The organism is Halomonas sp. LES1, from assembly GCF_031846005.1.
Lineage (GTDB): Bacteria > Pseudomonadota > Gammaproteobacteria > Pseudomonadales > Halomonadaceae > Halomonas.
Window position 1 is genome coordinate 633,874 of sequence record NZ_JAVRGC010000001.1, and the last position, 25,598, is coordinate 659,471.

20 protein-coding genes and 1 pseudogene are annotated in these 25,598 nt (G+C 66.4%); 2 read left to right on the plus strand and 19 right to left on the minus strand.

The annotated features are described in order from the left end of the window. Positions 1–72: 72 nt before the first annotated feature. The 3 genes from RM463_RS03035 to RM463_RS03045 form a co-directional block, all read right to left on the minus strand. A complete protein-coding gene (locus RM463_RS03035) occupies positions 73–1,110 on the minus strand; it encodes a substrate-binding domain-containing protein (RefSeq protein WP_311428931.1) in 1,038 nt (345 codons plus the stop codon). A gap of 134 nt (positions 1,111–1,244) precedes the next feature. Next, complete coding sequence (locus RM463_RS03040) at positions 1,245–1,982, minus strand: sulfite exporter TauE/SafE family protein (protein WP_311428932.1); 738 nt, start codon at positions 1,980–1,982, stop codon at positions 1,245–1,247. Next, positions 1,975–3,174 carry a Bcr/CflA family multidrug efflux MFS transporter gene (locus tag RM463_RS03045; RefSeq protein ID WP_311428933.1) on the minus strand — a complete coding sequence of 400 codons (1,200 nt, stop codon included), beginning with the start codon at positions 3,172–3,174 and terminating at the stop codon, positions 1,975–1,977. The genes RM463_RS03040 and RM463_RS03045 overlap by 8 nt, the downstream gene beginning before the upstream one ends. 134 nt (positions 3,175–3,308) lie before the next feature. Between RM463_RS03045 and tal the strand changes: the two genes are divergently transcribed. Beyond that, positions 3,309–4,247 (plus strand): transaldolase, encoded by a 939-nt coding sequence (gene tal / locus RM463_RS03050; protein ID WP_311428934.1) that lies wholly within the window; start codon positions 3,309–3,311, stop codon positions 4,245–4,247. A gap of 19 nt (positions 4,248–4,266) precedes the next feature. On the opposite strand, the gene RM463_RS03055 is transcribed toward tal, so the two are convergent. The 9 genes and pseudogenes from RM463_RS03055 to RM463_RS03095 form a co-directional block, all read right to left on the minus strand. Beyond that, complete coding sequence (locus tag RM463_RS03055) at positions 4,267–4,776, minus strand: STAS domain-containing protein (protein ID WP_311428935.1); 510 nt, start codon at positions 4,774–4,776, stop codon at positions 4,267–4,269. Then, positions 4,763–5,923, minus strand: a complete 1,161-nt coding sequence (locus tag RM463_RS03060; RefSeq protein ID WP_195688469.1) for a PP2C family protein-serine/threonine phosphatase — start codon at positions 5,921–5,923, stop codon at positions 4,763–4,765. The genes RM463_RS03055 and RM463_RS03060 overlap by 14 nt, the downstream gene beginning before the upstream one ends. 9 nt (positions 5,924–5,932) lie before the next feature. Then, positions 5,933–6,709 carry a VacJ family lipoprotein gene (locus RM463_RS03065; RefSeq protein WP_229333006.1) on the minus strand — a complete coding sequence of 259 codons (777 nt, stop codon included), beginning with the start codon at positions 6,707–6,709 and terminating at the stop codon, positions 5,933–5,935. Between the two features lie 24 nt (positions 6,710–6,733). Then, positions 6,734–7,846: a beta-ketoacyl-ACP synthase III gene (locus RM463_RS03070; RefSeq protein WP_311428936.1), complete on the minus strand. Its 1,113-nt coding sequence runs from the start codon at positions 7,844–7,846 to the stop codon at positions 6,734–6,736. 62 nt (positions 7,847–7,908) lie between these two features. Next, positions 7,909–11,913, minus strand: a pseudogene (gene hrpA / locus RM463_RS03075) (ATP-dependent RNA helicase HrpA). 153 nt (positions 11,914–12,066) lie between these two features. Then, on the minus strand, positions 12,067–13,752 hold the full coding sequence (locus RM463_RS03080) for an AMP-binding protein (RefSeq protein ID WP_311428937.1): 1,686 nt from the start codon (positions 13,750–13,752) through the stop codon (positions 12,067–12,069). A 95-nt stretch (positions 13,753–13,847) separates the two neighbouring features. After that, entirely contained in the window at positions 13,848–14,684 is an 837-nt protein-coding gene (locus RM463_RS03085) for a class II glutamine amidotransferase (protein WP_311428938.1), read from the minus strand. Then, complete coding sequence (locus RM463_RS03090) at positions 14,677–16,503, minus strand: vWA domain-containing protein (RefSeq protein ID WP_311428939.1); 1,827 nt, start codon at positions 16,501–16,503, stop codon at positions 14,677–14,679. Before RM463_RS03090 ends, RM463_RS03085 begins: the two co-directional genes overlap by 8 nt. A 36-nt stretch (positions 16,504–16,539) precedes the next feature. Beyond that, complete coding sequence (locus RM463_RS03095) at positions 16,540–16,983, minus strand: hypothetical protein (RefSeq protein ID WP_311428940.1); 444 nt, start codon at positions 16,981–16,983, stop codon at positions 16,540–16,542. Positions 16,984–17,028: 45 nt separating this feature from the next. Between RM463_RS03095 and RM463_RS03100 the strand changes: the two genes are divergently transcribed. Next, positions 17,029–19,116: a prolyl oligopeptidase family serine peptidase gene (locus RM463_RS03100; protein ID WP_311428941.1), complete on the plus strand. Its 2,088-nt coding sequence runs from the start codon at positions 17,029–17,031 to the stop codon at positions 19,114–19,116. 83 nt (positions 19,117–19,199) lie between these two features. Here the strand turns inward: RM463_RS03100 and RM463_RS03105 are convergent, their stop codons facing one another. From RM463_RS03105 to dnaX, 7 genes are all read right to left on the minus strand, one after another. Beyond that, positions 19,200–20,216 (minus strand): hypothetical protein, encoded by a 1,017-nt coding sequence (locus tag RM463_RS03105; protein WP_311428942.1) that lies wholly within the window; start codon positions 20,214–20,216, stop codon positions 19,200–19,202. A 238-nt stretch (positions 20,217–20,454) separates the two neighbouring features. Then, positions 20,455–20,904, minus strand: coding sequence for a YcgN family cysteine cluster protein (locus RM463_RS03110; RefSeq protein WP_195686947.1), 450 nt, complete (start codon positions 20,902–20,904; stop codon positions 20,455–20,457). Positions 20,905–20,936: 32 nt separating this feature from the next. Continuing rightward, complete coding sequence (locus RM463_RS03115; RefSeq protein WP_311428943.1) at positions 20,937–21,248, minus strand: YcgL domain-containing protein; 312 nt, start codon at positions 21,246–21,248, stop codon at positions 20,937–20,939. Beyond that, entirely contained in the window at positions 21,245–22,372 is a 1,128-nt protein-coding gene (gene rnd / locus RM463_RS03120) for a ribonuclease D (protein WP_311428944.1), read from the minus strand. Before rnd ends, RM463_RS03115 begins: the two co-directional genes overlap by 4 nt. 46 nt (positions 22,373–22,418) lie before the next feature. Then, complete coding sequence (gene recR, locus RM463_RS03125) at positions 22,419–23,024, minus strand: recombination mediator RecR (RefSeq protein WP_311428945.1); 606 nt, start codon at positions 23,022–23,024, stop codon at positions 22,419–22,421. Beyond that, positions 23,024–23,353 (minus strand): YbaB/EbfC family nucleoid-associated protein, encoded by a 330-nt coding sequence (locus tag RM463_RS03130; RefSeq protein WP_132041440.1) that lies wholly within the window; start codon positions 23,351–23,353, stop codon positions 23,024–23,026. Before RM463_RS03130 ends, recR begins: the two co-directional genes overlap by 1 nt. A gap of 40 nt (positions 23,354–23,393) precedes the next feature. After that, on the minus strand, positions 23,394–25,373 hold the full coding sequence (gene dnaX / locus RM463_RS03135) for a DNA polymerase III subunit gamma/tau (protein WP_311428946.1): 1,980 nt from the start codon (positions 25,371–25,373) through the stop codon (positions 23,394–23,396). Positions 25,374–25,598: the final 225 nt, after the last annotated feature.

Here is a 25,598-nt window from a genome sequence, read left to right on the forward strand (position 1 = left end):
TGTCGGAAGGTGCAGCGGCCGGCAGCCAGGGCTGCCGGCCGGGTCAGGCATCCTTGCCCGAGTACTGCTCCCTTACAGATCGGTGACCTGCAGTGCGGCGCGGTTGGCGACCTTCTCGCGGGTCTGCTCGCGCTCCCCCTCGGGTAGCGGGATCAGCCCCAGATCACCCAGATAACCCCCCTCACCGATCATCATCTCGGAGACGAACATGTCGACGTACTCATACAGGGGGGGTACGGCGTCGGCGTGCTGGTTCTTGACGTAGAAGAACAGCGAGCGCGCGATGGGGTAGTCGCCGGCGCTGATCGCCTCGGGCTCGGCCTCGACACCGTCAATATCCGCGGCGATCAGGGCGTTGGGGTTCTCGACCAGGAAGGAGTAGCCGAAGATGCCGAAGGCGCCGGTGTCCTCGGTGAGGCGCTGAACGATCAGGTTGTCGTTCTCGCCGGCATCGATATAGGCGCCATCGGCGCGGATATCGGTATAGCCCTCGCCGTCATAGCCATCGATCTCTTCGGAGACGGCCTCCATGACCAGCTCCTCGAAGGCATCACGGGTACCGGAGGTGCTCGGCGGACCGTAGATGGAGATCTCGCGCTCCGGCAGGGAGGCGTCGATATCGCTCCACTTCTGGTAGGGGTTGTCGACCAGCTCGCCCTGCTTGTCACCCTGTCCGGGCACCTTGGCGGCGACGGCCAGGAACAGCTGCTCCAGGGTCAGATCGACATCCTCGTTGCTACTGGACTGGGCGAAGACGATACCGTCCGAGCCGATCTTGACCTCGGTGACATCGGTCACGCCATTCTCGATGCAGCGTTCGAGCTCGGCGGCCTTGATGCGACGCGAGGCATTGGAGATATCCGGCGTCCCCTCGCCCACCCCATTGCAGAACAGACGGATGCCACCGCCGGAACCGGTGGACTCGATGACCGGTGTTGGAAACTCGGTCACCGCGCCGAACTCCTCGGTCACGTAGCTGGCGAACGGATAGACGGTGCTGGAGCCGACGATGCGAATCTGGTCACGGGCATGGGCCACGGTGGCCATGCCCATGACGGCGGCGGCGATCGCCGTGGTCTTGAGTGTGCGGCTGGTGAGGATGCGATTCATGGAGCGATCTCCTGATGGGTACGGTGTGCAACCTTCGCGACACACACCTTGCCCCACACAGATGACAGCTTTATGACATCGCTGGGGCCATCAGAGAATCCACGCACCCCATGGCTCTCGCTGGAAGACTCTCGCTACAGAAGCAGCCCCAGCGCCGCCAGGGTACAGAGCGCCAGCGAGGCGCCCTGCAGCAGGCGACGATCGACGCGGTGGGCGACACGGTTAGCCAACCAGGTGCCGAACAACACCGCCGGGATAAAGCTGAGGGCCATGCCCAGCTGCCAGGCCGAGACCTGCCCGACCAGCGCCAGGGTGGCCAGGGTCATCAACGAGGTCACCACGAAGAAGGCCGAGAGGGTCCCGCGCAGGCGATCGGGTGAAAACCCATGCAGCAGCAGCACCATCGGTGGCCCACCGATGGCCGCCACCGTGCCGAAGAGGCCGGATAGCACGCCGGCGCCGAACAGGGTGCCGCGGTTGACCGGCAGGCGCAGGCGAAACAGGGTCACCACGACGGTAAACAACACGCTGATGGCGATCAGCTTTTCCAATGCTGCCATCGGGGCGGCCAGCAGCAGCCAGGCGCCCAACCCGTTGCCGGGTAATCGCCCCACCAAGGCCGCGCCGATCTCGCCAAGGCGTACCTCATGGTGGTAGTGGCGCAGGGTCAGCAGCGAGACGGTAAAGCCGAACAGCACCAGCACCACCGGCACCAGGCGTGGTTCCAGCAGCAACAGCAGAGGGGCCCCCACCACCGCCAGGCCGAAGCCCGTGGCACGCTGCACGAAGGCCCCGAGCGCCAGCACCAGGGCACAGCCCAGCCAGGTGGCGCCGCTCATCTCGAAACTACCAAGCCACAGCCGCTCAGCCATGAGCCCGCTGCTCCTGCTCTGCCGTGCCTGCCAGTACACGAATCCCCAGGTTCGCCAGCAGCGTCGCTCCGAGCATGGTGCCCACCATGGGCCAGGCACTGTCGATCTCGAAGGCTCCGACCAGGACCCCGGCCAGTGCACCGCAGGAAAACTGGATGCTGCCCTGCAGGGCCGCCGCCGTGGCACTCATGTGCGGGAAGCGATCGAGCAGCGAGGTAATCGCATTGGGGGCCACCAGACCGATGGTGCCGGCAAACAGCATGATCAACGGCACCATGGTGACCAGCGACTCCAGCCCCGTGGCCACCACCAGCGCCAGCCCAAGACCCGCCACCAGCTGAACCCCGAGGCCCAGGCGCAGGTTCTGCAGCGGCGTATACCACCTCAGCAGGCGAATATTGAGTCGGTTGGCGGCCACCATGATCACCACATTGACGCCAAATACCAGCGGATAGAGCGAGGGCGTCAGCCCGAAGTGCTCCAGATAGAGAAACGGCGAGGCGGTGACGAAGGCAAACAGGCCGGCGAATGTCATCGATGCGGCGGCGATAAAGCCCATGGCACGGCGGTCGCGCAGCACCGACACGTAGTTGCCCAGCACCTGTCGTGGCGTGGTCGCGAAGCGCCCTGGCGCGCGCGTCTCGGGAAGGCGCGTACCCAGCAGCCACATCAGGAAGCCCGCGTAGAGGGCCAGAAACACGAAGATCAACCACCAGTCGCCCAGGTAGAGCAACGCACTGCCGACCACCGGCGCCGCCAGCGGCGCCATCAGCATGATGATGGCCATGGTCGACATCACCTTGGCCGCTTCGCGACCGTGGAAGCAGTCGCGCACGATGGCCGCCGAGTTGACCACGGTGGCGCCACCGCCCAGGGCCTGGACGAAGCGCCACGCCAGCAGCTCAGGCAGCGAGCCCACGGTGGTGATCACCAGGCTGGCGAGCAGAAACACCACCAGGCCACCGAGCAGCACCGGCTTGCGCCCCACCCGATCGGAGACGGGCCCGAAGATCAGCTGCCCCAGGGCAAAGCCGGCCAGAAAGGCCGACAGCGACAGTTCGGTATGATGAATGCTGGCGCCGATATCCTCCGCCAGGGCGGCCATTGCCGGCAGGTAGGCATCGATGGCGAAGGGTGCGAGCGCGGTATTGGCCGCAACCAGCAATGCCAGGCGGCGGGCGTTGAGCGTCAAGGCGACTCCTCGCGGAAAGCATGAAAGGGTTAAATAGCCTGCAAATAATAACCGATAACGCCGTGGCCTGCCGGATCTGTTCGCTCCCCGGCTAGCTTGCTAGAGTGGGAATCTACTTCAAGGAGGAGCACCCAATGGCCGACGATCTTCTATCACAACTCAAGGACATGACCACGGTAGTCGCCGACACCGGCGACATCGAGGCCATCCGCCGCTTCCAGCCCAGCGATGCCACCACCAACCCCTCGCTGATCCTGCAGGCGGCCCAGCAGGATGCGCGTCGCCAGCGTCTCGGCGAGATCGCTCGTTCGGCCATCGATCTCGATGACGCCCTGGACGCGGTGGCGGTGGAGATCGGCAGCGAGATCAGCGAACTGGTGCCTGGCTATGTGTCCACCGAGGTGAGCGCTCGCCTCTCCTTCGATACCGACGCCACCCTGGCGCGAGCCCACTCGCTGATCGAACGCTACGCGCGTCATGGCGTGGGTCCCGAGCGCATCCTGATCAAGGTCGCCGCCACCTGGGAGGGCATCCGCGCCGCACGCCAGCTGGAGCGAGAGGGCATCCATAGCAACCTCACGCTGCTGTTCAGCTTCACCCAGGCCCAGGCCTGCGCCGACGCGGGCGTCACTCTGATCTCGCCCTTCGTGGGGCGCATCCTGGACTGGCACAAGGCGCAGCAGCCGGATGCCGACTTCAGCGGCGACAACGACCCCGGTGTTCGCTCGGTGAAACGCATCTATGAGCACTACAAGGGTCACGGCTATCAGACCATCGTGATGGGAGCCAGCTTCCGCAACAGCGGCGAGATTCTCGCCCTCGCCGGCTGCGACCGCCTGACCATCTCCCCGGCCCTGCTCGCCGAGCTTGCCGAGTCCCGTGGCCATCTCGAGCGACGGCTGACGCCCCAGGGCGCCGAGACCCGCCCCCCGGAACCACTGGACGAGGCCGAGTTTCGCTGGGCATTCAACGAGGATGCCATGGCCACCGAGAAGCTGGCCGAGGGGATTCGCAAGTTCATGGAGGACCAGCGCAAGCTCGAAAGCCTGCTGAGTGAGCTAAGAAGGGGCTAGCCTGCCGACGCCTTCCACCTTACTGCTGACGGGAGGCGTCTTCCTGAGCCTCGAGCATCTCCACGAGGGGCTGGAACTCCTCGCGGTTGTGCTCGTTCATGCGCATCAGGATGCGATGCGCCTCGAGGATCCGTCGCCGGGTCTCCTCGACATCGGTGGGGATCTCGGGCAGATCGCAGAGCTCACAGACCTCGGTGATGGGCGACTCCACCATGGTGAAGAAACGCGAGAAACCCATCACATCCAGCATGCGCTGAACGTCGGGGTTGTCAACCACGATGGTGGGTCGCTCCGCCAGCCGCCCCTGGACGGCCATGGCCACCTTGGCCAGAAAGCCCAGCGCGGTGGAGTCCACGTTGCTGGCGTCACGCAGGTCGATGATCAGCGACTCGAGACCCGGGGTGCTCGCCAGCTGCTGGGCCTGACGGTCCAGGGTGGCACAGAGTGTCAGCCGTACGTCACCGCACAGCTTGAGGACGAATACGCCGGCATCGAATGCCGCCTTGATGCGCCCTTCATGAATCAGCATGGCCAAATCCGCTCAACATCATGATCGTCAGGTCGTCGGGCAATGTCTCATCGCCCGGCGCGAGGTCAAGGCCAATCTGGCCCTTGAGGTCCGCCAACGTCGCGCTGGCCTGAACCTGCCGCTCGAGTTCCATCAGCCGCGAGTCGAGGGTATCGCCCGGCAGGCACTCCAGAACGCCATCCGAACAGAGCCACAGGTGAAAGCGTTCCGGCAGCGAACAGCCCAGGGTCGGGTAGTCGGCGCCCGGAAAGAGTCCGACCGGCATGCCCTCGCCCGCCAGGCTGGTCACCTTGCCATCCACCACCAGCAGAGGCATGGGCAGCTGCGCGCCCAGCGAATAGTGCAGATAGCGGCGCTCGAGGTCAATGATACCCACAAACAGGGTGGCATGCTTGCCGATGCCGGTCTCCAGCAGTTCCTTGTTGAGGTCCGCCAGCCAGCGTGCCGGCAGCGCCTCGGGGTGCGCACCATCCCACTCGGTCTGCCAACGATTGGCCAGGTACTTGAGCAGCACCGTGACGAAGGCCGATGACGCCCCATGCCCCGAGACATCGGCGAAGTAGAACAGCAGATAGCGCTCGTCGAGAAGGTGGAAGTCGAGGAAATCTCCCGAGAGGTAGAGATAGGGAGCAAACCAGTAGTCACAGGTGACGCCACCCAGGGACTGGGGCCTGGGCGGCAGCAGCTTGCGCTGGATCTGGCCGCCGGCCTGCTGGTCGAGACGCAACATCGCCAGATGGGTCTCGAGGGTCTCGTTGAGCTCCTCCAGGCGCAGCTTGTCGCGGCGGCGCGCCTCCTCGAGGTCATGCAGCCGAATCGCCTTGCGGATCATGCGTCGCAGCAGCTGACCGTGGCGACGCGGCTCCACGATATAGTCCACCAGCCCCGCATCCACCGCCGAGAGCAGGTCCGGGGCATCGCGGCTGTCGCTGACCACCAGGGTCGGCAGGCTCTCGCATAGCGCTGGCCAGTCGGCGGCCGGCACGGCCCGCACATGAGCCACCGCCAACGCCACCTCGGGCGGCAGTGCCTCGCTGTCGGCGACGGCCACCACCGCCAGGCCATCCCGGGCGATGGTCTCGGCCAGCGCATCACGTGCCGGACCCGGCTCATCGATCACGCCGATCAGCTGCTTGGGACGTTCCATGCTCAGGCCTCAGTCGGCAAAGGCGTCGTCGAAATCGCCATCGTCGAAATTGAATTCGTCGCTGGCGAAGGGGTCGTCTCCCAACTCTCCATCACTGACCTCGAAGCGACGCTGCTGCAGCCAGGCATCACGCACAAAGCTGTAGCGATCCCCCTGGATCAGCGACTCCTGATCGAGCAGGCCCGCCCGCGTGTCGACGAGACGCAGCGCCGTCAGCCCCAGGCGTGTTTCGTCATCCTCGATATAGGTCGTCGGGTAGGAGTACATGTCCACGGGTCGGCCACCGGCATCACGCACGGTGCTAGGACCGAACAGCGGCAGTACCAGGTAGCGCGACTCCTCCCACCCCCAGACGCCGAGGGTCTGGCCGAAGTCCTCCTCCCTGCCGGTGACCTCCAGGCGGCTGGCGACGTCCCACAGCCCCCCCACGCCCACCGTGGTGTTGATCAGGAAACGCGCCGTGGCAACACTGGCATTGCGTGGCTTGCCCTGCAGCAGGCTGTTGAGCGCGGTACGCGGCTCACCCAGGTTGGAGAAGACATTACCCACGCCGGTCTCCACCGGATCCGGCGTGACGAAGCGGTAGGCCCGTGCCACCGGCTTGAGCGCATAACGGTCCAGCACATCATTGAAGGCAAACACCTTGCGGTTGAAGCCTTCCCAGGGGTCATCGGGATGACGCTCCTGCTGCGTGCCACCGCTCGCGCATCCGGCCAATAGCCCGGCAACAGCCAGCGCCAGCACTCCACGCCATACCCGTCTTTCGTGCCCCTTGGCATCGCTCATCATCATCTCCCTGAATTTCTGGTATCAGACGCGCCGAACCACCACGCTGCCGGCACTGTAGCCGGCACCGAACGAGCAGATCACGCCATTGTCGCCGGCGGCCAGATCATCCCGGTGCAGATGGAAGGCGATGACCGAGCCTGCCGAGCTCGTGTTGGCATAGCGGTCGAGGATCACCGGCGCCTCATGCTCATCGGGGTCACGCCCCAGCACGCGACGAGCGATCAGATCGTTCATATGCCGGTTGGCCTGGTGCAGCCATAGGCGGGCCAGGTCATCGCCCCCCAGACCAAGGCTCTGCAGATGATCACGGATCAGCGTCGCCACCATCGGGCACACCTCCTTGAAGACCCGCCGCCCCTCCTGCACGAATAGCTTGTCCACGGCCAACGGATCGGCATCGGTCACGCGATTCAGGAAGCCGGCATTGTTGCGGATCGCATTGGAGAAGCGTGTCACCAGACGGGTGCCGAGGATCTCGAAGCGCTCCGTGGCAGTGGCCAGGTCGTCACGCTCCAGCACGATCGCCGTGCAGGCATCACCGAAGATGAAGTGACTATCGCGATCCCGGAAGTTGAGGTGCGCCGAGCAGATCTCGGGGTTGATCACCAGGGCACGACTGGCGTTGCCGGCGCGGATGGCGTTGGCCGCCGTCTCGATGGCGAAGGTAGCCGAGGAGCAGGCAACGTTCATGTCGAAGGCGTAGCCACCGCCCCCCAGCTCGGCCTGCAGCTCCACCGCCAGCGCCGGATAGGGACGCTCCAGGTTGGAGCAGCCGACGATGACCAGATCGATTGCATCGGCCGAAAGGCCGGCGCGCTCCAGGGCCTCGCGGGCGGCCCTGGCACCCATCTCACACTGGATCGAGGGCTCGTCGTTATCACGCTCGCGAAGCCTGGGGCGCATGCGCTCGGGATCGAGGATGCCCGCGGCATCGAGCACATGGCGGCTGTGGATGCCCGAGGCCTTGACGATAAACTCACTGCTCGAGTGCGCCAGGCGCTCCTCGTCGCCGGCCCGCTCACGGCGCGTGTTCTCGGCATCCACCCAGGCATTGAACGAGGCCACCAGGGCGTCGTTGTCGATGCTGTGCTCCGGCGTATAAAGTCCCGTGCCGGTTATCACCACTTGATTCATGCATTCTCCTTGCGGCGGCCGCGACCGCCAGGGTCACCGCGACGACCATTGTGACGGGGCGCTCACCCGCGCCCGGTAATCTCTGCCCAGCGCCTCTCGAGCCGCTTCGCGGATACGGGGAAGGCGGTACCCAGCTGCTGGGCGAAGAGCGAGACGCGCAGCTCCTCGATCCACCAGCGAAATTCATCAAGCTCGGGCGGCACCATGCCGCCGCGGCGCTCGCTCTCGAGCCGCGCGGCCAATCGCGCCTCGAGCTCCTGAACCTGCTGCATATGCATCTGGTCACGATTGCGCTCCCGTGCGGCCTTCTCCAGACGAATCAGCGCCGCCTCCATATAGCGAGGATACGCTTCCAGCCACTCGCCTGCCTCACTGATAAAGCCGGGGTGCACGAGACGACTCATCTGGGCCTTGAGATCAGAGTAGACCAGGGCCAGGGCCAAATTCAGGTTGCCTTTCAGCGCCTTGGTCACGGCCAGATGGCCCTTCAGGGCATCCTCGACGATGGCCAGGCGCCGCCTGGCCTCGGGCAGCAGCGCCTCCCGATATTGTGCCAGGCGCGCCTCGAAGTCGGCGCTGGAGCGCGGCAGCGGCGCCACCGCCAGCGTGCCGGCGAACACCGCACGCACCAGATCATCGGCGAACTGACGACGGCTGCCCACCTTGGCAAACAGCAGCGCACAGGTCTCCACCCCCTTGAGCCGCTCGATCTCGCGCACGACCTGGGGCAGTTCGCGCATGGCCAACGTCACGATGCCATCGCGATGCGCCTGACGCGCCTTGCCGGGATGATCGAAGAGCTCCACCCGGAAGGCATCCCCCCCGGGCACCAGCGCCGGGAAGGCCTCGACACGAATGCCCGCCTGAGTGGTCACCCGAGACTCGGGAAGCCCCTCCGCGGGCAGGCCTTCCAGGTCATCGGCCACACTCGCCTGTCGCGCCAGGGCCCGGGCGCCCTCCCCCGCGGCCGCCTCGAAGCGCCGCTCCAGTTCACGAGCATCACGCCCCTGCCCCAGGGGCTCACCGGCGTGATCCACCACCCGCAGGTTCATCACCAGGTGAGGGTCGAGTTGATCCAGGCGCCAGTCATCGGGATGCAGCCGCACGCCGGTTCTGCGGCGCAGGAACTCGCCCAGCGCCTCGGTCAGCGGCACATCATCGGGAACCATGGCCTCCAGGGCGGCATCGACCCAGTCGGGGATCGGCACCACCTGGCGTCGCACCGACTTGGGCAGCGACTTCATCAGGGCGATACACTTCTCGCGCAGCAGGCCCGGCACCAGCCACTCCAGCCGTGCCAGCGGCAGCTGAGGCAGCATCGCCGCCGGCACGGTGAGGGTGACCCCGTCGTCCACCGCTCCCGGTTCGAAGTGGTAGTCGAGAGGGTAGCGCACCCCGTTGAGCGAGAGCGCATCCGGATAGTCGCTGGCGGTGACCTCGCTGGCCTCCCGGGCCAGCAGGGCATCCCGATCGAACTTGAGGATGCCGGGATCGTCGCGCTCGGCCTTGCTGCGCCAGGCCTCGAAGCCCTTGCCGTGATGGATCTCGGCGGGGATGCGCTCATCGTAGAAGGCGAACAGGCTCTCCTCGTCGACCAGGATATCGCGCTTGCGAGCACGATCCTCGAGATCCTCGACCTCCTCGATCAGCGCCCGGTTGTGGGTGAAGAACTCCCCACGGGTCCTGAACTCTCCCTCCACCAGGGCCCGGCGGATGAACAGCTCCCGCGCCTCGGCCGGTGCGATGGGCCCATAGTGCACCCGCCTGCCACTGACGATGGGCAGGCCGAAGAGGGTGACCTGCTCGCTGGCGACCACCTGGGCCCGCTTCATTTCCCAGTGCGGGTCGGAGTAGCTGCGCTTGACCAGATGGCCGGCCACTGGCTCGATCCAGCGTGGGTCGATCTTCGCCACGGTGCGGGCAAAGAGCCGCGTGGTCTCCACCAGCTCGAAGGCCATCAGCCACTTGGGCGACTTCTTGGCCAACCCCGACCCCGGGTGGATCACGAACTTGCGATTGCGCGCCCCCAGGTAGTCGCGATTCTCGGTGAGCAGTCCCAGGTGGGAGAGCAGCCCCGGCAGCAGCGCGCGATGCAGCGCCACGCTGCTCTGACGCCGCGCCTCACGGGTGGCCTCCGTGGGCTCACCCTCATTGGCCACGGGAAGAGGCGCCGGTGGCGGCACCTCGATCTGCATGTCGCGCAGCAGCTGGCGCAGCTGTCGGAAGGTATCCTGCCACTCGCGCATGCGCAGGTAGTTGATGTAGCGCTCCTTGCACCAGCGCCGGAGACGATTGCCGGAGAGCTCTTCCCGGGCGGCCTCGAAACCGTGCCAGAGGTTGAGCAGCGCCATGAAGTCGGACTCGGGATCCTGCCAGCGACGGTGAGCCTGGTCCGCGGCCTGGCGCTTGTCCGCCGGGCGGTCACGGGGGTCCTGCACCGCCAGGCCCGCCACCACGATCAGCACATCACGCAGCCCGCCCTGCTCGGCACCGGCCAGCACCATGCGCGCCAGGCGCGGGTCGATGGGCAGACGGGCCAGCTTGCGCCCGATGGGGGTCAGGTGGCTTTCCTGGTCGACTGCACCCAGCTCGAACAGCAGCTTGAAACCGTCGGTGATAAAGCGCGCATCCGGCGGGTCGACGAAGGGGAACGCCTCGATGCTGCCAAGCTTGAGCGACAGCATCGAGAGAATCACCGAGGCCAGATTGGTACGCCGGATCTCGGGGTCGGTAAACTCGGGGCGGGCGAGGAAGTCCTCCTCGTCATAGAGGCGAATGCATACACCCTCGGCAATACGCCCGCAGCGCCCCTTGCGCTGATTGGCGCTGGCCTGACTGACCGGCTCCACCGGCAGGCGCTAGATCTTGGAGCGGTAGCTGTAGCGGCTGATACGCACCAGGCCGGGATCGATCACATAACGGATGCCCGGCACGGTGAGCGAGGTCTCGGCGACGTTGGTGGAGAGCACGATTCGCCGACCGGCATGGGGGGCGAAGACCCGATTCTGTTCGGCATTGGAGAGCCGCGCATAGAGCGGCAGGACCTCGGTGCCACGCAGCTCGGCACGCCGCAAGGTGTCGGCGGTTTCGCGGATTTCGCGCTCACCGGGCAGAAACACCAGCACATCGCGGGGGCCATGACGCCACCCCTTCTCGCGCTCGATACGCTCGATCTCCTCCACGGCGTGGAGGATCCCCTCCTGCAGGGTGCGGTCCTCTTCGTCGTCGGCCTCGCGCACCAGCGGTCGGTAGCGCACCTCGACCGGGTAGGTGCGCCCCGAGACCTCCACCACCGGCGCGGGTGTCGCCTCTCCCTCGGCACCTGGCAGGGCGAAGTGTGCGGAGAAGCGCTCCACATCGATGGTCGCCGAGGTGATGATCACCTTGAGGTCGGGACGCCGCGGCAGCAGCCGGCGCAGATAGCCGAGCAGGAAGTCGATATTGAGGCTGCGTTCGTGGGCCTCGTCGATGATGATCGCCTCGTAACGGCGCAGGTCCGGGTCGTGTCGTGTCTCGGCCAGCAGGATGCCGTCGGTCATCAGCTTGACCAGGGTGTCATCGCCGCTCTGGTCGGTGAAGCGCACCTGGTAGCCTACCTGCTCGCCCAGCGGTGTCTCGAGTTCCTCGGCCAGACGCGTGGCGACCGAACGGGCGGCCAGCCGGCGTGGCTGGGTATGACCGATCAGGCCGCGTCGCCCCAGCCCAAGCTCCAGGCAGAGCTTGGGCAGCTGGGTGGTCTTGCCGGAGCCGGTCTCGCCGGCCACCACTACCACCTGATGGTCGCGAAGGGCCGCCAGGATATCCTCGCGACGCTCTACCACCGGCAACTCGGGCGGGTAGTTGAGCGTTACCGGCCGGGCCGTACGGCGCTCCACCAGGCCGCGAGAACGCACCATGGCTTTTTCCACCTCGGCCAGGCCGCGATCCACCGGCTTGCCCTCCTTGAGGCGACGCGACAGCCCCTTGAGGCGCTTTTCCAGGTTCGGGTGGTCGCGCAACAGCACGCTATCCAGTCCGTGGCGCAACTGGCGCAGTCGCTCGGCATCGGACAGGCTTTGTGAGGTGATGGCAGGGGTCTCGTCGGGCACGGCGACTCCGGTAAGGACTGACAACTAAGGGCTGGTACTTAGGGATGACAACAAAGCCCGCGCCGGAGACTCCGACGCGGGCGCCCTATTGTAACGCCGCGGCCACAGCGGCGGCCAATCGAGGGCGGGGGCTCAGTCGCCCTTGCCGGCCTTCTCCCGCTCCTCATCCCTGAGCTGGCGACGCAGCACCTTGCCCACATTCGTCTTGGGCAGCTCGTCACGCACCTCGACGACCCGCGGCACCTTGTAGCCGGTGAGCTGCTTCTTGCACCAGGCGCGCAACGCCTCGGGGTCGATCTCGGCGCTGCCACGAGGCACCACGAACAACTTGATCGTCTCGCCGCTGGCAGCATCGGGCACCCCCACCGCCGCCGCCTCCAGCACGTCGGGGTGCTGCGCTACCACGTCCTCGATCTCGTTGGGGTATACGTTAAAGCCCGAGACCAGAATCATGTCCTTCTTGCGGTCGACGATGCGGATATAGCCATCTTCCTGCAGCACGGCGATATCCCCGGTATGGAACCAGCCCTCTGCATCGATCACCTGGGCGGTCTCGTCATCACGGTTCCAGTACCCCTTCATGACCTGGGGCCCCTGAACACAGAGCTCACCCGGCTCCCCGAAGGCCAGGTCATTGCCATCGGCATCCACCACCTTGACCCGGGTGCCCGCAACCGGCTTGCCGATGGTCCCAAGCTGTATCGCGTCGACGGGGTTAAAGCTGACCACCGGGGAGGTCTCGGTAAGCCCGTAGCCTTCGGCAATCTCGCAGCCGGTGACCTCCTTCCAACGCTCGGCTACTGTCCTGGTCAGGGCCATGCCGCCGGAGATGGTCAGGTGCAGGCGAGAGAAGTCCAGGGAGCGGAAATCCTCGCGGTTGCACAGGGCATTGAACAGGGTGTTGAGGCCGATGAAGGCGGTGAAGGGTACCTCGCGCAGCTCCTTCACGAAGCCCGGCAGATCCCTGGGGTTGGTGATCAACAGCGAATGGTTGCCGGTCTCCATCAGAAACAGGCAGTTCACCGTAAAGGTATAGATGTGATAGACCGGCAGGGGCGCGATCACCACCTCCTTGCCGTGTTCGAGACCCGGGCCGATGGCCTGACCGGCCTGAACCATGTTGGCCACCAGGTTACGATGGGTCAGCATGGTGCCCTTGGCCAGGCCCGTGGTCCCCCCGGTGTACTGCAGTGCGGCCACATCATCGAGCTCCCGCTCCACTTCGCGGTGCTGACGAGCGCTTCCTGCCTTGAGGGCCTGGCGCAGCGGCGTATGGCCGGGAAGCCGATAGGCCGGCACCAGCTTCTTGAGGTGCTTGACCGCCAGGTTGATCAGCGGTCGCTTGGGAAAGCCATGCAGATCGGCAAGCTCGGTCACCACCACGTGCCGGATATCGGTGCGCTCCAGGATCTTCTCGAGCTTGTCCGCCATGTTGGCGAGGATCACGATCGCCTTGGCGCCCGAGTCCTTGAACTGGTGGGCCATCTCGCGCTCGGTGTAGAGCGGGTTGGTGTTGACCACCACCAGGCCGGCGCGCATGGCGCCGAACACCGCCACCGGAAACTGCAGCAGATTGGGCAGCTGGATGGCGATGCGATCGCCTGGCTGCAGGGTGGTCTCATGCTGTAGCCAGGCTGCGAAGTCACCCGAGAGACGCTCCAGGTCGGCGAAGCTCAGCGTCTGCCCCATGCAACTGAAGGCAGGCTTGTCGGCATACTTGCCCACCGCCGTGTGAAAGATATCGGTAACCGATCGATACGCCTCCATGCCTTTAAGCTCGGGGCCTTCGAGAATGGGGGCGTGGGCATGTTCACTCATCACGTGTCTCCACAGTATCGACGATATGACATCGACGCTTCTTGTTGTCTCGAGGCTACCTTACTACCGTGCCTGTCGCGCTGCAAAACGATTGATTAAAACTCTTGTTTAAATTCTTGACCTGGTGCGTTGCATGCCTCATCGCGATGACCAAGGCGAGCCTGGATCTGACCATCTCGCCATACCAGCAGCTCGCCGGGCGCCATCCGCTCCCAGGCCTCGTTATCGGTCAGCGGCTCGGTGGCGATCACCGAGACAATATCGCGGCTGGTGGTATGTTCGGCGAAATTTACCGTCAGCTCGGCATCCGACAAGCTCGCACTGCCAAAAGGGGCACGCCGGGTGATATGGGCCAGCTTGGTGGAGCAGTAGGTGTAGAGATAGTCACCATCGGCCAGCAGCAGATTGAATACCCCCAACCCCCGGAGCCGTTCGCATAGCTCATGGAGCAAGCGCCACAAGGCCTGGCGTTGCTCTGCGTTCTCGGGGCGCTTAGGGAAGCCGCGGCGCAGCTCGCCCAGCAACCAGCAGAAGGCGTGCTCGCTGTCGGTCCCCCCTACCGGGCGATAGAAGGAGAGCGGCAGCGACTGCCACCCATCGAGCTGGCCGTTATGGGCATAGCACCACGGCTGTCCCCACATCTCGCGAACAAACGGGTGGGTATTGGCGAGCCGCACCTGCCCCACATTGGCCTGGCGAATATGGCTGATCACGATATGGGACTTGATCGGATAGTCACAGATCAGGCGCGCGATGGGCGAGCGCACCGAGGGGTGCGGGTCGCGAAAGTCGCGGTAGCCGCCCTCCTCATAGAAGGCGATCCCCCAGCCGTCGCGATGCGGCCCGGTGCCCCCGCCCCGGTGCAGGAAACCGGTAAAGCTGAAGCAGATGTCGGTCGGCACATTGGCACTCATGCCCAACAGTTCACACATGGGGATCCTCCCGATGGGCAGGACGCCGCCGCTGGCGACGACCGCGTAACACGAACAGCAGCATCACTATCAGAACAGTGCCGCCGACCAGCGCCCAGACCAGCGGCCTGGCGGCCAGCACCGCTAGCCGCGGCTGCCAGCTGGTGCGCCACTGATCAATCCCGGACGCGACCCCTTCATTGATAGCCACAATGAACCGTTCGACGACACCACCAGCCTCGTCTCTCCCATGACCGGCGGCCAGGTCCTGGTGGAAGCGCTCGGCCGAGAGCTCGCCGCGCCCACTGGCCAGGTCGAGGCCGGTGGCAGAGTCGGCAAACAGCATCAGTGGTGGCAGACGCAGCCGATGAGTCTGCTGCTCCAGGCGCACATCGGCGCCCAGCTTCAGGGGGCGACTGACGCTGTCATCCAGTTCGGGCAGGGCGATCACCCAACGCCGCTCGCCCTGGGGCTCGGCCTCGAGGCGCTCCCCGGCCAGCTCCGCCCAGGGGCGCGTGTTGTGATGAGCCAGCTCGGGATGGCGAGCGCTCAGCACCACGCGCCGCGACTCGGGCTGATGGATGGCCTCGAGAGGGGCCAGCAGGTTGATCGCCTGGCTGCGTTGGCGGACCATCCCCTCGGCCTCGGCCGTGATCACCAGGCGCGCGCTACCCGCCTGGACGGGGGCTGGCAGCTCGCCACGAAAGCGTTCGCCGTCGCGGGCGAGTCGTGTCGTGCCCCGCACCGTACCATCGGCGGCGGCGAGGTCGGCACGCAACGAGAGCCCCTCGAGCTCGTCTGTGTAGGGCATCCCGTTCCTCTCGAGCCAGGCCTCTATCGGCAACGGGAAGCCCAGGAAGGCCGTGGCCGGCAGCACTCCGGTACGCAGGGCCAGCGCCGACGTGACGCCGATGCGACTCTGCTCGACAACCTCGCCTTCGACACGCCACTCGCCGGACATAGGGTCGGGCACTCTCAGCAGATCGAAGCGCGGCTCCACCTTCCAGCGCCCCCCTGCGGGCGGTGTGGTGGCGCGATACTCGCGGCCCTGCGGCCCCACCAGCACCAGCGGCTCGGCATCGGGGGCGTGGAAGAGCAGCGCCGAGAAGGCCTCGACACCCGGCTCTATATGAAAGCGCCCGTCCTCCAGAGGAATACGGTCGGTGGGAAAGATGCGCTCGACGATATCCAGAAAGGCGACGAGCAGACTCTCGGGAGACGCGACCGGGGCGGGCAGACCACCGGTGGTACGGGAAAGCGACTCTACCAGGGCCATATCGGCCTGATCGGAGAAGGCGATGGCGTGCACGACCACCCCGGAATCGGCAAGCTCCACCGCCAGTTCGTCGAGCAACTCCCGACGCGAGGCCACATCCACCTCGGGCTTGGAGCCTCGCGCTGGGGGCAGGTCGATCACCCCATCGGTCAGCAGGACCAGGTGGCGCCAGCCCTCGGCAGCAGGCGCCGCGGCGCGGCGCACCGCGGCTTCGATATCGGTATAGGGCTGCACGCCTGCCAGCGCGGGTCCCAGCGCCTGAGCCCGTCGCCGCCAGTCGGCATTCACCTCACCCGACGGCAATGGGTTGGCCACCGTCTCGCCGAAGGTCCAGACACCGGCGGAGGTGCCCTCGGGCAGCAGCGATACCAGCAGCTCGAGGGCGCTGGCCCGGAGACGATCCGGATCGTTGGCGCGCATGCTGCCCGATACGTCGATGATCACTCGTACCTCGGGGCGGTCCCCGACCGGCTGTGCCAGCACGGCGGGAGCCAGTGCACACAGGAAGGTGAGCACCAGCCTGGTGCCCATGCGCCCTGCCCTGCCCCGGACTCTGCTGGCCATCCCGGCCTCCTTATTCGATCACCCCTGGTTCGACGATCACTCCTGGCCGATCACCGGCTCCCGCCGTACGGCACCACGCGGACCATCAGCCGCCTTATTCTCACTCTCATGCTCTTCCCGGGTAACCGGCTTGCTGGGGCGCCTGCCTCGCCACCACAGCAACAGTCCGAAGAGCATCCCCAGCCCGGCACCCAGAAGCGTCAGGATAAGGGCCGGCATCAGCGCCTCGCTGTTGCGTTCGAGAAAGGCCACGGTCGCCACGACCACCGCCGGGGCGAAACCAGTGTAGACATCTCCCTCCTCAAGCAGCGGGAGCTGAAAACGCGCTGGCATCCACATCACACCGGCCACCAGCCAGGTGATCGGCAGCCTCAGCAGTCTTGGCAGGAAAGCCAGCCCCAGGTAGCCGGTGAGCAGTATCACCAGCGACAAGACGCCGTAGCTCAGCCATAGTAGGCTCATCGATTCGGTAATAGGCATTGCCACCTCACTTTTCACTTATCCGAGTATGGTACATCCCGCGCCATGAAAGCACAGCCGCCACAGCGTCTTGAGCACCCCACTGCCTCCCCGGCCTCCCGCTTCCGCCGTCCAGAAGACCCCGAGTGGCACTGGCTGGAGCAGCGCGAGGACTCGGGAGTCACCGACTTCCTTGAGGCCGCCAATGCCGAGTGCGATGCCTGGTTCAGTCCCCTGGAGTCGCTGGTGGAACGGCTCTACCACGGCCACCTCGCGCGTCGCGAGCTTGCCGTGCATGGCCTGCGCACCCCACTGGACCACTACACCTACTGGAGCGAGACCGCGGCCGACGCCGACTACCCGGTGTGGTGGCGCCACCCCAACGGCGAGCCCGACCGCGCCGCGCCCTTCCTCGATCTGGAGGCGCGTGCCGCGGCCCACGACTTCCTCGAGCTCGGCGACATGGCCCTGTCCCCGGACGAGCGCTGGCTGGCGTGGACCGAAGACACCACCGGCGACGAGAGGTTCGACCTCTTCCTGGTCCGGCTGCCCGATGGAGCCCCCGTACGCCTGCTGGAGGATATCGGCGCCGAGCTGAGCTGGGCCGAGGACAACGTCACCCTGCTGTTCACCCGCCATGACGCGACCCAGCGTCCCGAGAGCATATGGCGCCTGGGGTTGGACGAGGGGGTGGCGGACGAGCCGGTTCTGGTACTGCGCGAGGAGGACCCCGAGTTCTGGCTGGGACTGGGCAAGACACGCTCCCGGGAGTGGCTGGTGCTGGAGAGCGCCTCCAAGGATACCAGCGAGTGCCACCTGATACCGGCCCGGGCGCCGGCCACACCGCCGCGCTGCTTCCGCCCCCGCGAGAGCGGCGTGGAACTCGCGCTGGACCACCGCCCCGGCCACTTCTACCTGCTGCACAACCGCGGCGCCCCCCATTTTCGGCTCGACAGAGTGCCCGAGACATCTCTCGAGGTGGCCGCCGATACCGGATGCTGGCAGCCGCTGATTCCCCATCGCGACCATCACACCCTGGAGGGAATCGATGCCTTCAGCTGGGGTATGGTGATCACCGAGCGCGACCATGACCAGGCCCAGGTACATCTGCGGGTCATGGAGCTCGACTCCGAACATCTCGCGACCCGAGACGAGCGCCTGCCGCTGCCGGAGACGCCCTGCAGCCTGGCACTCGGCGATGCTCCCCACTTCGATAGTCGTCGCCTGCGCCTGTGCGAGGAGTCCTTCATATTGCCGGCGAGCTGGGTGGAGCTCGACCTCGACAGCGGCGAGCGTCGCCTGCTCAAGCAGCAGCCCGTTCACGGCGACCTCAAGCCCGAGCAGCTCGCCTGTGAACGGCTGTGGGCCATCTCCCACGACGGGGAGCGCATCCCCGTCTCGGTGGTAATGCGAGCCGACCGGGTCGGCCACCCTCTTCCGACCCTGCTCTACGGTTACGGCGCCTACGGGGAGGTGCTCGACCCCTGGTTCTCGGTGGCTCGCCTGGAGCTGCTCTCCCGCGGCGTGGCCTTCGCCGTGGCCCATGTCCGGGGCGGCGGTGACCGCGGCGAACCCTGGTACCTGGCCGGCAAGCTGGCACACAAGGCCAACAGCTTCCACGATTTTCTGGCGGCACGTGACGCCCTGGTGGAGCATGGCATCAGCGACGGCGAGCGTATCGCCGCCTATGGAGCCAGCGCCGGCGGCCTGCTGGTGGGCGCCAGCCTCAACCTGGCGCCGCAGGCATTCTGTGCAGCAGTGCTCGACGTCCCCTTCGTGGACGTGCTGCGCACCATGGAGAACCCCGACCTGCCACTGACCACCGCCGAATATACCGAGTGGGGCAACCCGGCGGACGTCGCTGTCCGCCGGCGCATCGCCGACTATTCACCACTGGACAACCTCGCCGCGGCCCCCTACCCCGCGCTGTTCCTGCAGGGCAGCTGGCACGACACCCGGGTCCCCTACTGGGAGCCGGCCAAGCTCTATGCCCGACTCACCGAGCTGGGCAGCGCTCGCGGGCCGGTGCTGCTGCGTTCCGATATGGCCGCCGGCCACGGTGGGGCCTCCGGGCGCTTCAAGGCGTGGCACGATGGTGCCCGCCAGGACGCCTTTATTCTCTGGGCGCTGGGGCTGGCAGATCAGGAGGCATGATGCCTTGAGGACAGCGCCCTGACGGCGAGGACCCGGCCGAGGCCGGGTCCCTGTGACACCTGTATGAGGTGAGTGGCGCGCAATCAACCGCCACGCGAGCCGCCGCCGGAACCACCACCCGAGCCGCCGCCGGAACCGCCACCCGAGCCGCCGCCGGAACCGCCACCCGAGCCGCCGCCGGAACCACCACCCGAGCCACCGCCGGAACCACCACCCGAGCCGCCACCCGAACCGCCACCCGAGCCGCCGCCAGAACCACCACCCGAGCCACCGCCGGAACCACCACCCGAGCCGCCGCCGGAACCGCCACCCGAACCGCCACCCGAACCGCCGCCGGAACCGCCACCCGAGCCGCCGCCGGAGCCGCCACCCGAACCGCCGCCGGAACCGCCACCCGAACCGCCGCCGGAGCCACCACCCGAGCCGCCACCCGAGCCGCCGCCGGAACCGCCACCCGAGCCGCCACCCGAGCCGCCGCCGGAACCGCCACCCGAGCCACCGCCGGAACCACCACCCGAACCGCCGCCGGAGCCACCGCCGGGACCACCACCTCCGCCCCCACCATCAGTGCCGCCATCGGATCCGTCATCCGATCCATCGTCGGAGCCATCGTCGGAGCCGTCGTCCGTTCCATCATCGGAGCCGTCGTCCGTTCCATCATCGGAGCCGTCATCCGTTCCATCATCGGAGCCGTCGTCCGTTCCATCGTCGGAGCCATCGTCCGTTCCATCGTCGCTGCCGTCGTCCGCTCCATCATCGGAGCCGTCGTCCGTTCCATCGTCGGAGCCGTCGTTGCTGGCAACCAACACACCCTCACCTCCGTCGCGAGCGCCGGACATATCCGTTTCCTGGTCTCCAGCGCTCGGCGGATAGAGTAGCAACAACTGCTCGGGACTCAGCCGCGTCGGCAGCCACGACTGCAGCTGCGCCATCTCCTGGTTGTCGAGCACGCGGCCCTCATTCATGAGGTCATTGAACATCTCCGCCATCTCGTCATCACTGAGCGGATCGCCGCTCCATGAAGAGGATTGCGCCGCAACGCCGGACGAGGCCAGGGCACCCACCGCCATGACCAACGCTAGTTTCCTGAAGCCTTTCATGTTCGATCCCCCCGACCCCGCACCTCTCGATAAGCGGCGTCATGCGTTGGGCAAATATGCCCATGCCTAAAACAATCTGTTACACATATCAAGGATAGTTCCCGCCGGTGGTCGGCGCCATATAACGAGGGCATAAAACGAGGGTGCAAGATGAGGGGCCTGAACGCCCATCGGCGAGGCGTCACAGGCATGCAGTGAAGGCGGCATCCCCGCTGAAGGGAGGGGTGGGCTGGCGACGTCAGCCGTCGATGGGCAGGATCGCGATGATATGGTCTTCGTAGTGCTCCTCGGGGACCCCTCTGCTGCTGACCGCAAAGCTGCGTACGCTGACGCCCTTGCGATGAACGCGCTCCGGATCACCGCTGATCAGCGGATGCCAGGCGGCCAGCTTGCGGCCCTCGGCGACCCGCCGATAGGCGCAGGAGCGCGGTAGCCAGCGAAATTCGTCCACTCGCTCCGGCGTCAGCCGGGTGCACTCCGGCACCCGCTCCAGGCGATTGGGATAGTCGCTGCAGCGGCAGCTCTGGATATCCAGCAGCTCGCACGCCAGGTTGAGCACCGCCAGCTCGCCGGACTCGTCATCCTGGAACTTGAGCAGGCAGCACTGACCGCACCCGTCACAGAGCGCCTCCCACTCCTCGGCGGTCAGCTCTTCGAGGGGGTAGTGCTCCCAGAAACGTTCTCGCATGTTGTTTCCTCCGCGGCGACGGTCACATCGGGTCAGTAACGCGCCTGGGTTGGAGTGCGGTAGAGGTCCAGCAGATACTCCTCCTTGGCTGGGGGCATCTGCAGGTAGAAGCCGTTGTCACGGATCGCCTGCATCACCTCCACGGCACTGGCACGCCCCAGCCGTTTCTCGGGACTGAGGATCAGCGTCATGGCCGGTACCGGCTTGCCGAAACGCTCCAGCAGGGGGCCGGGAACGCGCTCCGTGCCCTCGCGCTTGTCGACATAGAGATACATCTCCTCCTTGCGCGAACTCTTGAAGACCTGGCACAGCAGGCGGTCGCCGGACATCCGGTCATCACTCATCTCGGTAGTTCCTCCAGGGCCTTCATCAACCCCGTGTTCAGGCGTTCACCGCGCCACCCCGTCGGCAGCGGCGGGTGACTCCTTTCCAGGTGGGCCACCAGCAGGGCCTCCAGGTCGCGGCGACGCATCAGTACCTCCGGGGCCACACCCAGCGCCTCGGCCTCGGCATTCACCACCTTCTTCAGCGTCTTGATGCCACGCTTGAACTCGGGCTCCATGGGCGATGGCAGCTCGCCGGGGAGCTCGGTCTCATCAAGGTGCTGCGCCTCGGCCACCAGCGCCAGCAGGGTGTCGCCGTCGCGCTTGACCAGACTCGGCTTGACACCTTCGATCCGCGCCAGCTCATGGCGATTCCGGGGCATCGCCTCGGCGATCGCGAACAGTACTCGGTCATGCACCAGCCACCCCCTGGGCAGATTGCGAGCGCGGGCCTCGCCTTCGCGCCAGATGGTCATCCGCCGGTAGGCCTCGATCTGGCGCGGTGCCAGGCGCCACAGCTGACGCTGGCGCAGATACCACTGCCCATCGGCCTCGACGCTGCGCTCGGCCTGGGCCAGCATCGCCTCACCATCGGCCTGAAGCCACTCGCTACGCCCCAATCGCTCGAGCTCGAGGCGCTGCTGCTCCCATACCTGCACCAGATAGACCACATCCAGGGCGGCATACTGCAGCTGGGTCTCCGAGAGCGGACGTACCAGCCAGTCGGAGCGGGTCTCGTCCTTGGGCAGGGTCTCGCCGACCCAGTGCTCCACCAGCTTCTGATAGCCCATGCCGGGATTGTCGCCCAAAAGGCCCTGGGCGACCTGGGTATCCACCAGCGGGCGCGGCGTCACACCGGCCCAGCGCGTGAAGACCTCCAGGTCCTCGCTGGCGGCGTGCAGCAGCTTGAGCGGCCCTTCGGCCAGCAGACGCCGAAAGGCGGCGGTACATGTCACGGCCTGGGGATCCACCAGCCAGGCCACGCCGCCGGCGGAAAATTGAATCAGCGCCGGCACCGGGTAGAAGGTGTTCTCGCGAAAGAACTCGGTATCCAGGGCGATGACATCGTCATTACTCACCGCCTCACAGGCGGCATCCAGCGCCTCGGGGGTATCGATCCAGTGTATCTCGGGGGTCAGGGGCATCGGGGTTCCGGCAGTGTTGAATGGGGTGGAGCAATCGAGCGCAGGCTCACTCGCTCCGGAACGGCAGGCGACCATTGAAGGCGCGACTCAGGGTGCCACCGTCGACATACTCCAGCTCGCCACCCATGGGCACGCCGTAGGCGAGGCGCGACAGGCGAACCCCGTGGGCGGTGAGCTGCGCGGCGATATAGTGGGCCGTGGCCTCCCCCTCGACCGTGGGGTTGGTGGCCAGGATGACCTCCTCGACCCCCTCCTCGCCGACTCTGGTCTCGAGCCGGTCGAGCCCCAGATCCTCGGGACCGATACCGTCCAGGGGCGAAAGGTGGCCATGCAGCACGAAGTAGCGGCCGCGATAGCCGCCGGCTTCCTCGATGGCGAGCTGGTCGGCGGGCGACTCCACCACGCAGAGCAGGTCGTCGTCACGTCGTGGACTCGCGCACAGCCGGCACACATCGTCCTCGGTGAGCGTTCGACAGCGCCGGCAGTAGCCGACTCGTGCCAGGGCGTCGTCGAGCACCGAGGAGAGCCGCCGACCGCCGTCGCGATCGCGTTCCAGCAGGTGCATGGCCATGCGCTGGGCGGTCTTGGGCCCCACGCCGGGCAGCACCCGCAGCGACTCCATCAGTTGCTCGATGAGGGGGGAGAAGCTCATCAGAACGGCATCTTGAAACCGGCCGGCAGATTCATGCCATCGGTGACTTCGGACATCTTGGCCTTGGAGTTGGCCTCGACCTTGCGAACGGCATCATTCACCGCAGCGGCCAGCAGATCCTCCAGCAGCTCCTTGTCCTCTTCCATGACGCTGGGGTCGATATCCACCTTGCTGACGTCGTGACGGCCGTTCATGGTGACCTTGACCATGCCTGCCCCCGCCTCGCCCAGCACCTCGGCACGAGCGATCTCCTCCTGGACCCGCTGCATCTTCTCCTGCATCTCCTGGGCCTGCTTCATGATGTTGCCCATTCCACCCTTGTTGAACATGGTGTGTCCTCTCTTGTCGTCTAATAGCGTAAGTAGTCGTCTAGTGTAGGTCGCCGGCGGGTTTCACCGTGGACTCGATCAGGCGAGCCCCGAAGGCCCGCTGAAGTTGCTGTACATGGGGGTCACTGCCCAGCGCCTCAACCGCCCTGGCGTGGCGCTGCGCGGCCAGACGCTCGGCCTGCTGACGAGGTGTCTCGACACTCGCCGGGATCTCGCCCTCCTCGACCTCCAGCCGCCGCGTGACGCCGTGCTCGGCCAGGGCCTGCTGCATGCGCTCGATATGGATCTCGGCGCGCATGGCGGAGAGCGTCGGGTCGAGGCGCAGCCGCAGCCGCTCGCCATCATCCTCCTCCACCACACAGCCGGCGGCCAGGTTGCGCGTCAGCCCACCCAGACCCAGCGTCTCGAAGCACGCCAGCCAGTCCGAGTGGCTGAAGTGACCATTCGTCTCGTTTGACACCGCTGCCGGGTCGGGTTCCTCGGCAACGGGAACCGAGACCGGCTCCGGTTCCGCTTCGCCCGGCGGGGTCGCCTCCTGTTCCATCGAATGAGGCTCGGCAGGCCGCGAGACCGTGGATGGCCCTTCCGCCCCGGGCGAAGGCGCTGCAGGAGCGGGCTCAGCCGGTGACGGCGCCTCCGATGCCGCAGGGGGGGTCGGTTCAGGCGAAGGCTCTGCCTCGACCCATGGCGGCGGTGGCGCCGACGGCTCGGCAGGGGGCTCGTTCGACGGCGAAGGATGGCGAGGCGCCTCGGGTGCCGGGGCTGTGGAGGGCGTGGAGGGCGTGGATGACGGTGTCGCGCCCTCGGCCTTGCCCCCGGCTTCCTGACTACCGGCAGGCGGGGCGTCGCCCCCCTGGGGCGGGGCCCCCTCGGAGTTGCCGCGCAGCGGCAGCGGCGTCGTTGCCGGCCTCGGCACGCCCTGGGGACGGAAGGCCAGCATGCGCAGCAGGGTCATCTCGAGCGCGGTACGTAGATCCGGTGCACTGGCCATGTCGCCACGCCCCTGGATGCCGATCTGGTAATAGAGCTGCACATCCTCGGCGGTAAACCGCGAGGCGAGAGCCAGCAGCGCCTCGCGATCGCCCTGGGCGTTATCCAGGGCCTCGGGCACCATCTGGGCGATGGCCAGCCGATGCAGTACGCCGGTCACCTCGTCGAGCACGCCGGCGAAGTCCGGGGCATGCTCGGCCAGGTTGCCCACTTCGGTGAGCAGTCGAGCGGCATCCACATCGGCCAGCGCCTCGATCAGGGCCAGCACATGGTGCTGATCCAGGGTGCCCAGCATGGCGGCCACGTCGGCATGCTCGACCCGACCCTGACCGAAGGCGATGGCCTGGTCGGTCAGGCTCATGGCATCGCGCATGGACCCCTCGGCGGCCCGACCGAGCAACCACAGGGCGCTCTCTTCGAAGGGCACCGACTCGGCCGCGAGCACCTTGCCGAGGTGGTCGACGATGCGCTCCGGCGGCATATGCTTGAGGGTGAACTGCAGGCAGCGTGACAGCACCGTGGGAGGCAGCTTCTGCGGATCGGTGGTGGCCAGCAGGAACTTCACATGGGGCGGTGGCTCCTCCAGCGTCTTGAGCAGTGCGTTGAAGCTGCTGGTGGAGAGCATGTGCACCTCATCGATCAGGTACACCTTGTAGCGCCCCTGAGTCGGCGCATACTGCACGTTATCGAGCAGCTCGCGGGTGTCCTCCACCTTGGTACGCGAGGCGGCATCCACCTCGATCAGGTCGACGAAGCGCCCCTCGTCGATGGCCAGACAGCTGTCACACTCGCCACAGGGAGTGGAAGTCACCCCCTCGTCACCTCGGCCGCCGGCGGTACAGTTGAGACACTTGGCGAGTATTCGCGCCAGGGTGGTCTTGCCCACACCGCGGGTGCCGGTAAACAGGTAGGCGTGGTGCAGCCGCCCCTGATCCAGCGCATTGACCAGCGCACGCTGGACATGTTCCTGACCGACCAGCTCATGGAAGGTGCGCGGTCGCCACTTGCGGGCCAGAACCTGATAGCTCATGCGGCGCGATATCCTTGCGGGAAAACGGAGGCCGGCAACGCCGGCATGAAGCGCTCATTCTAGCGTCCAGGGGGCGCCGCGGAAAGCGAGCCGCGCTGCCCAGCAGGACTATCGCGGTAACAGACAGGGTGATAGTGAAAGGCGCCGGGGGCAGGTCGAAGAGGGGGTCCGAGGACCAGGGATGGCCGAGGTAGCCTACAAGGAAGTACTTGTAGCGCCCCCTCG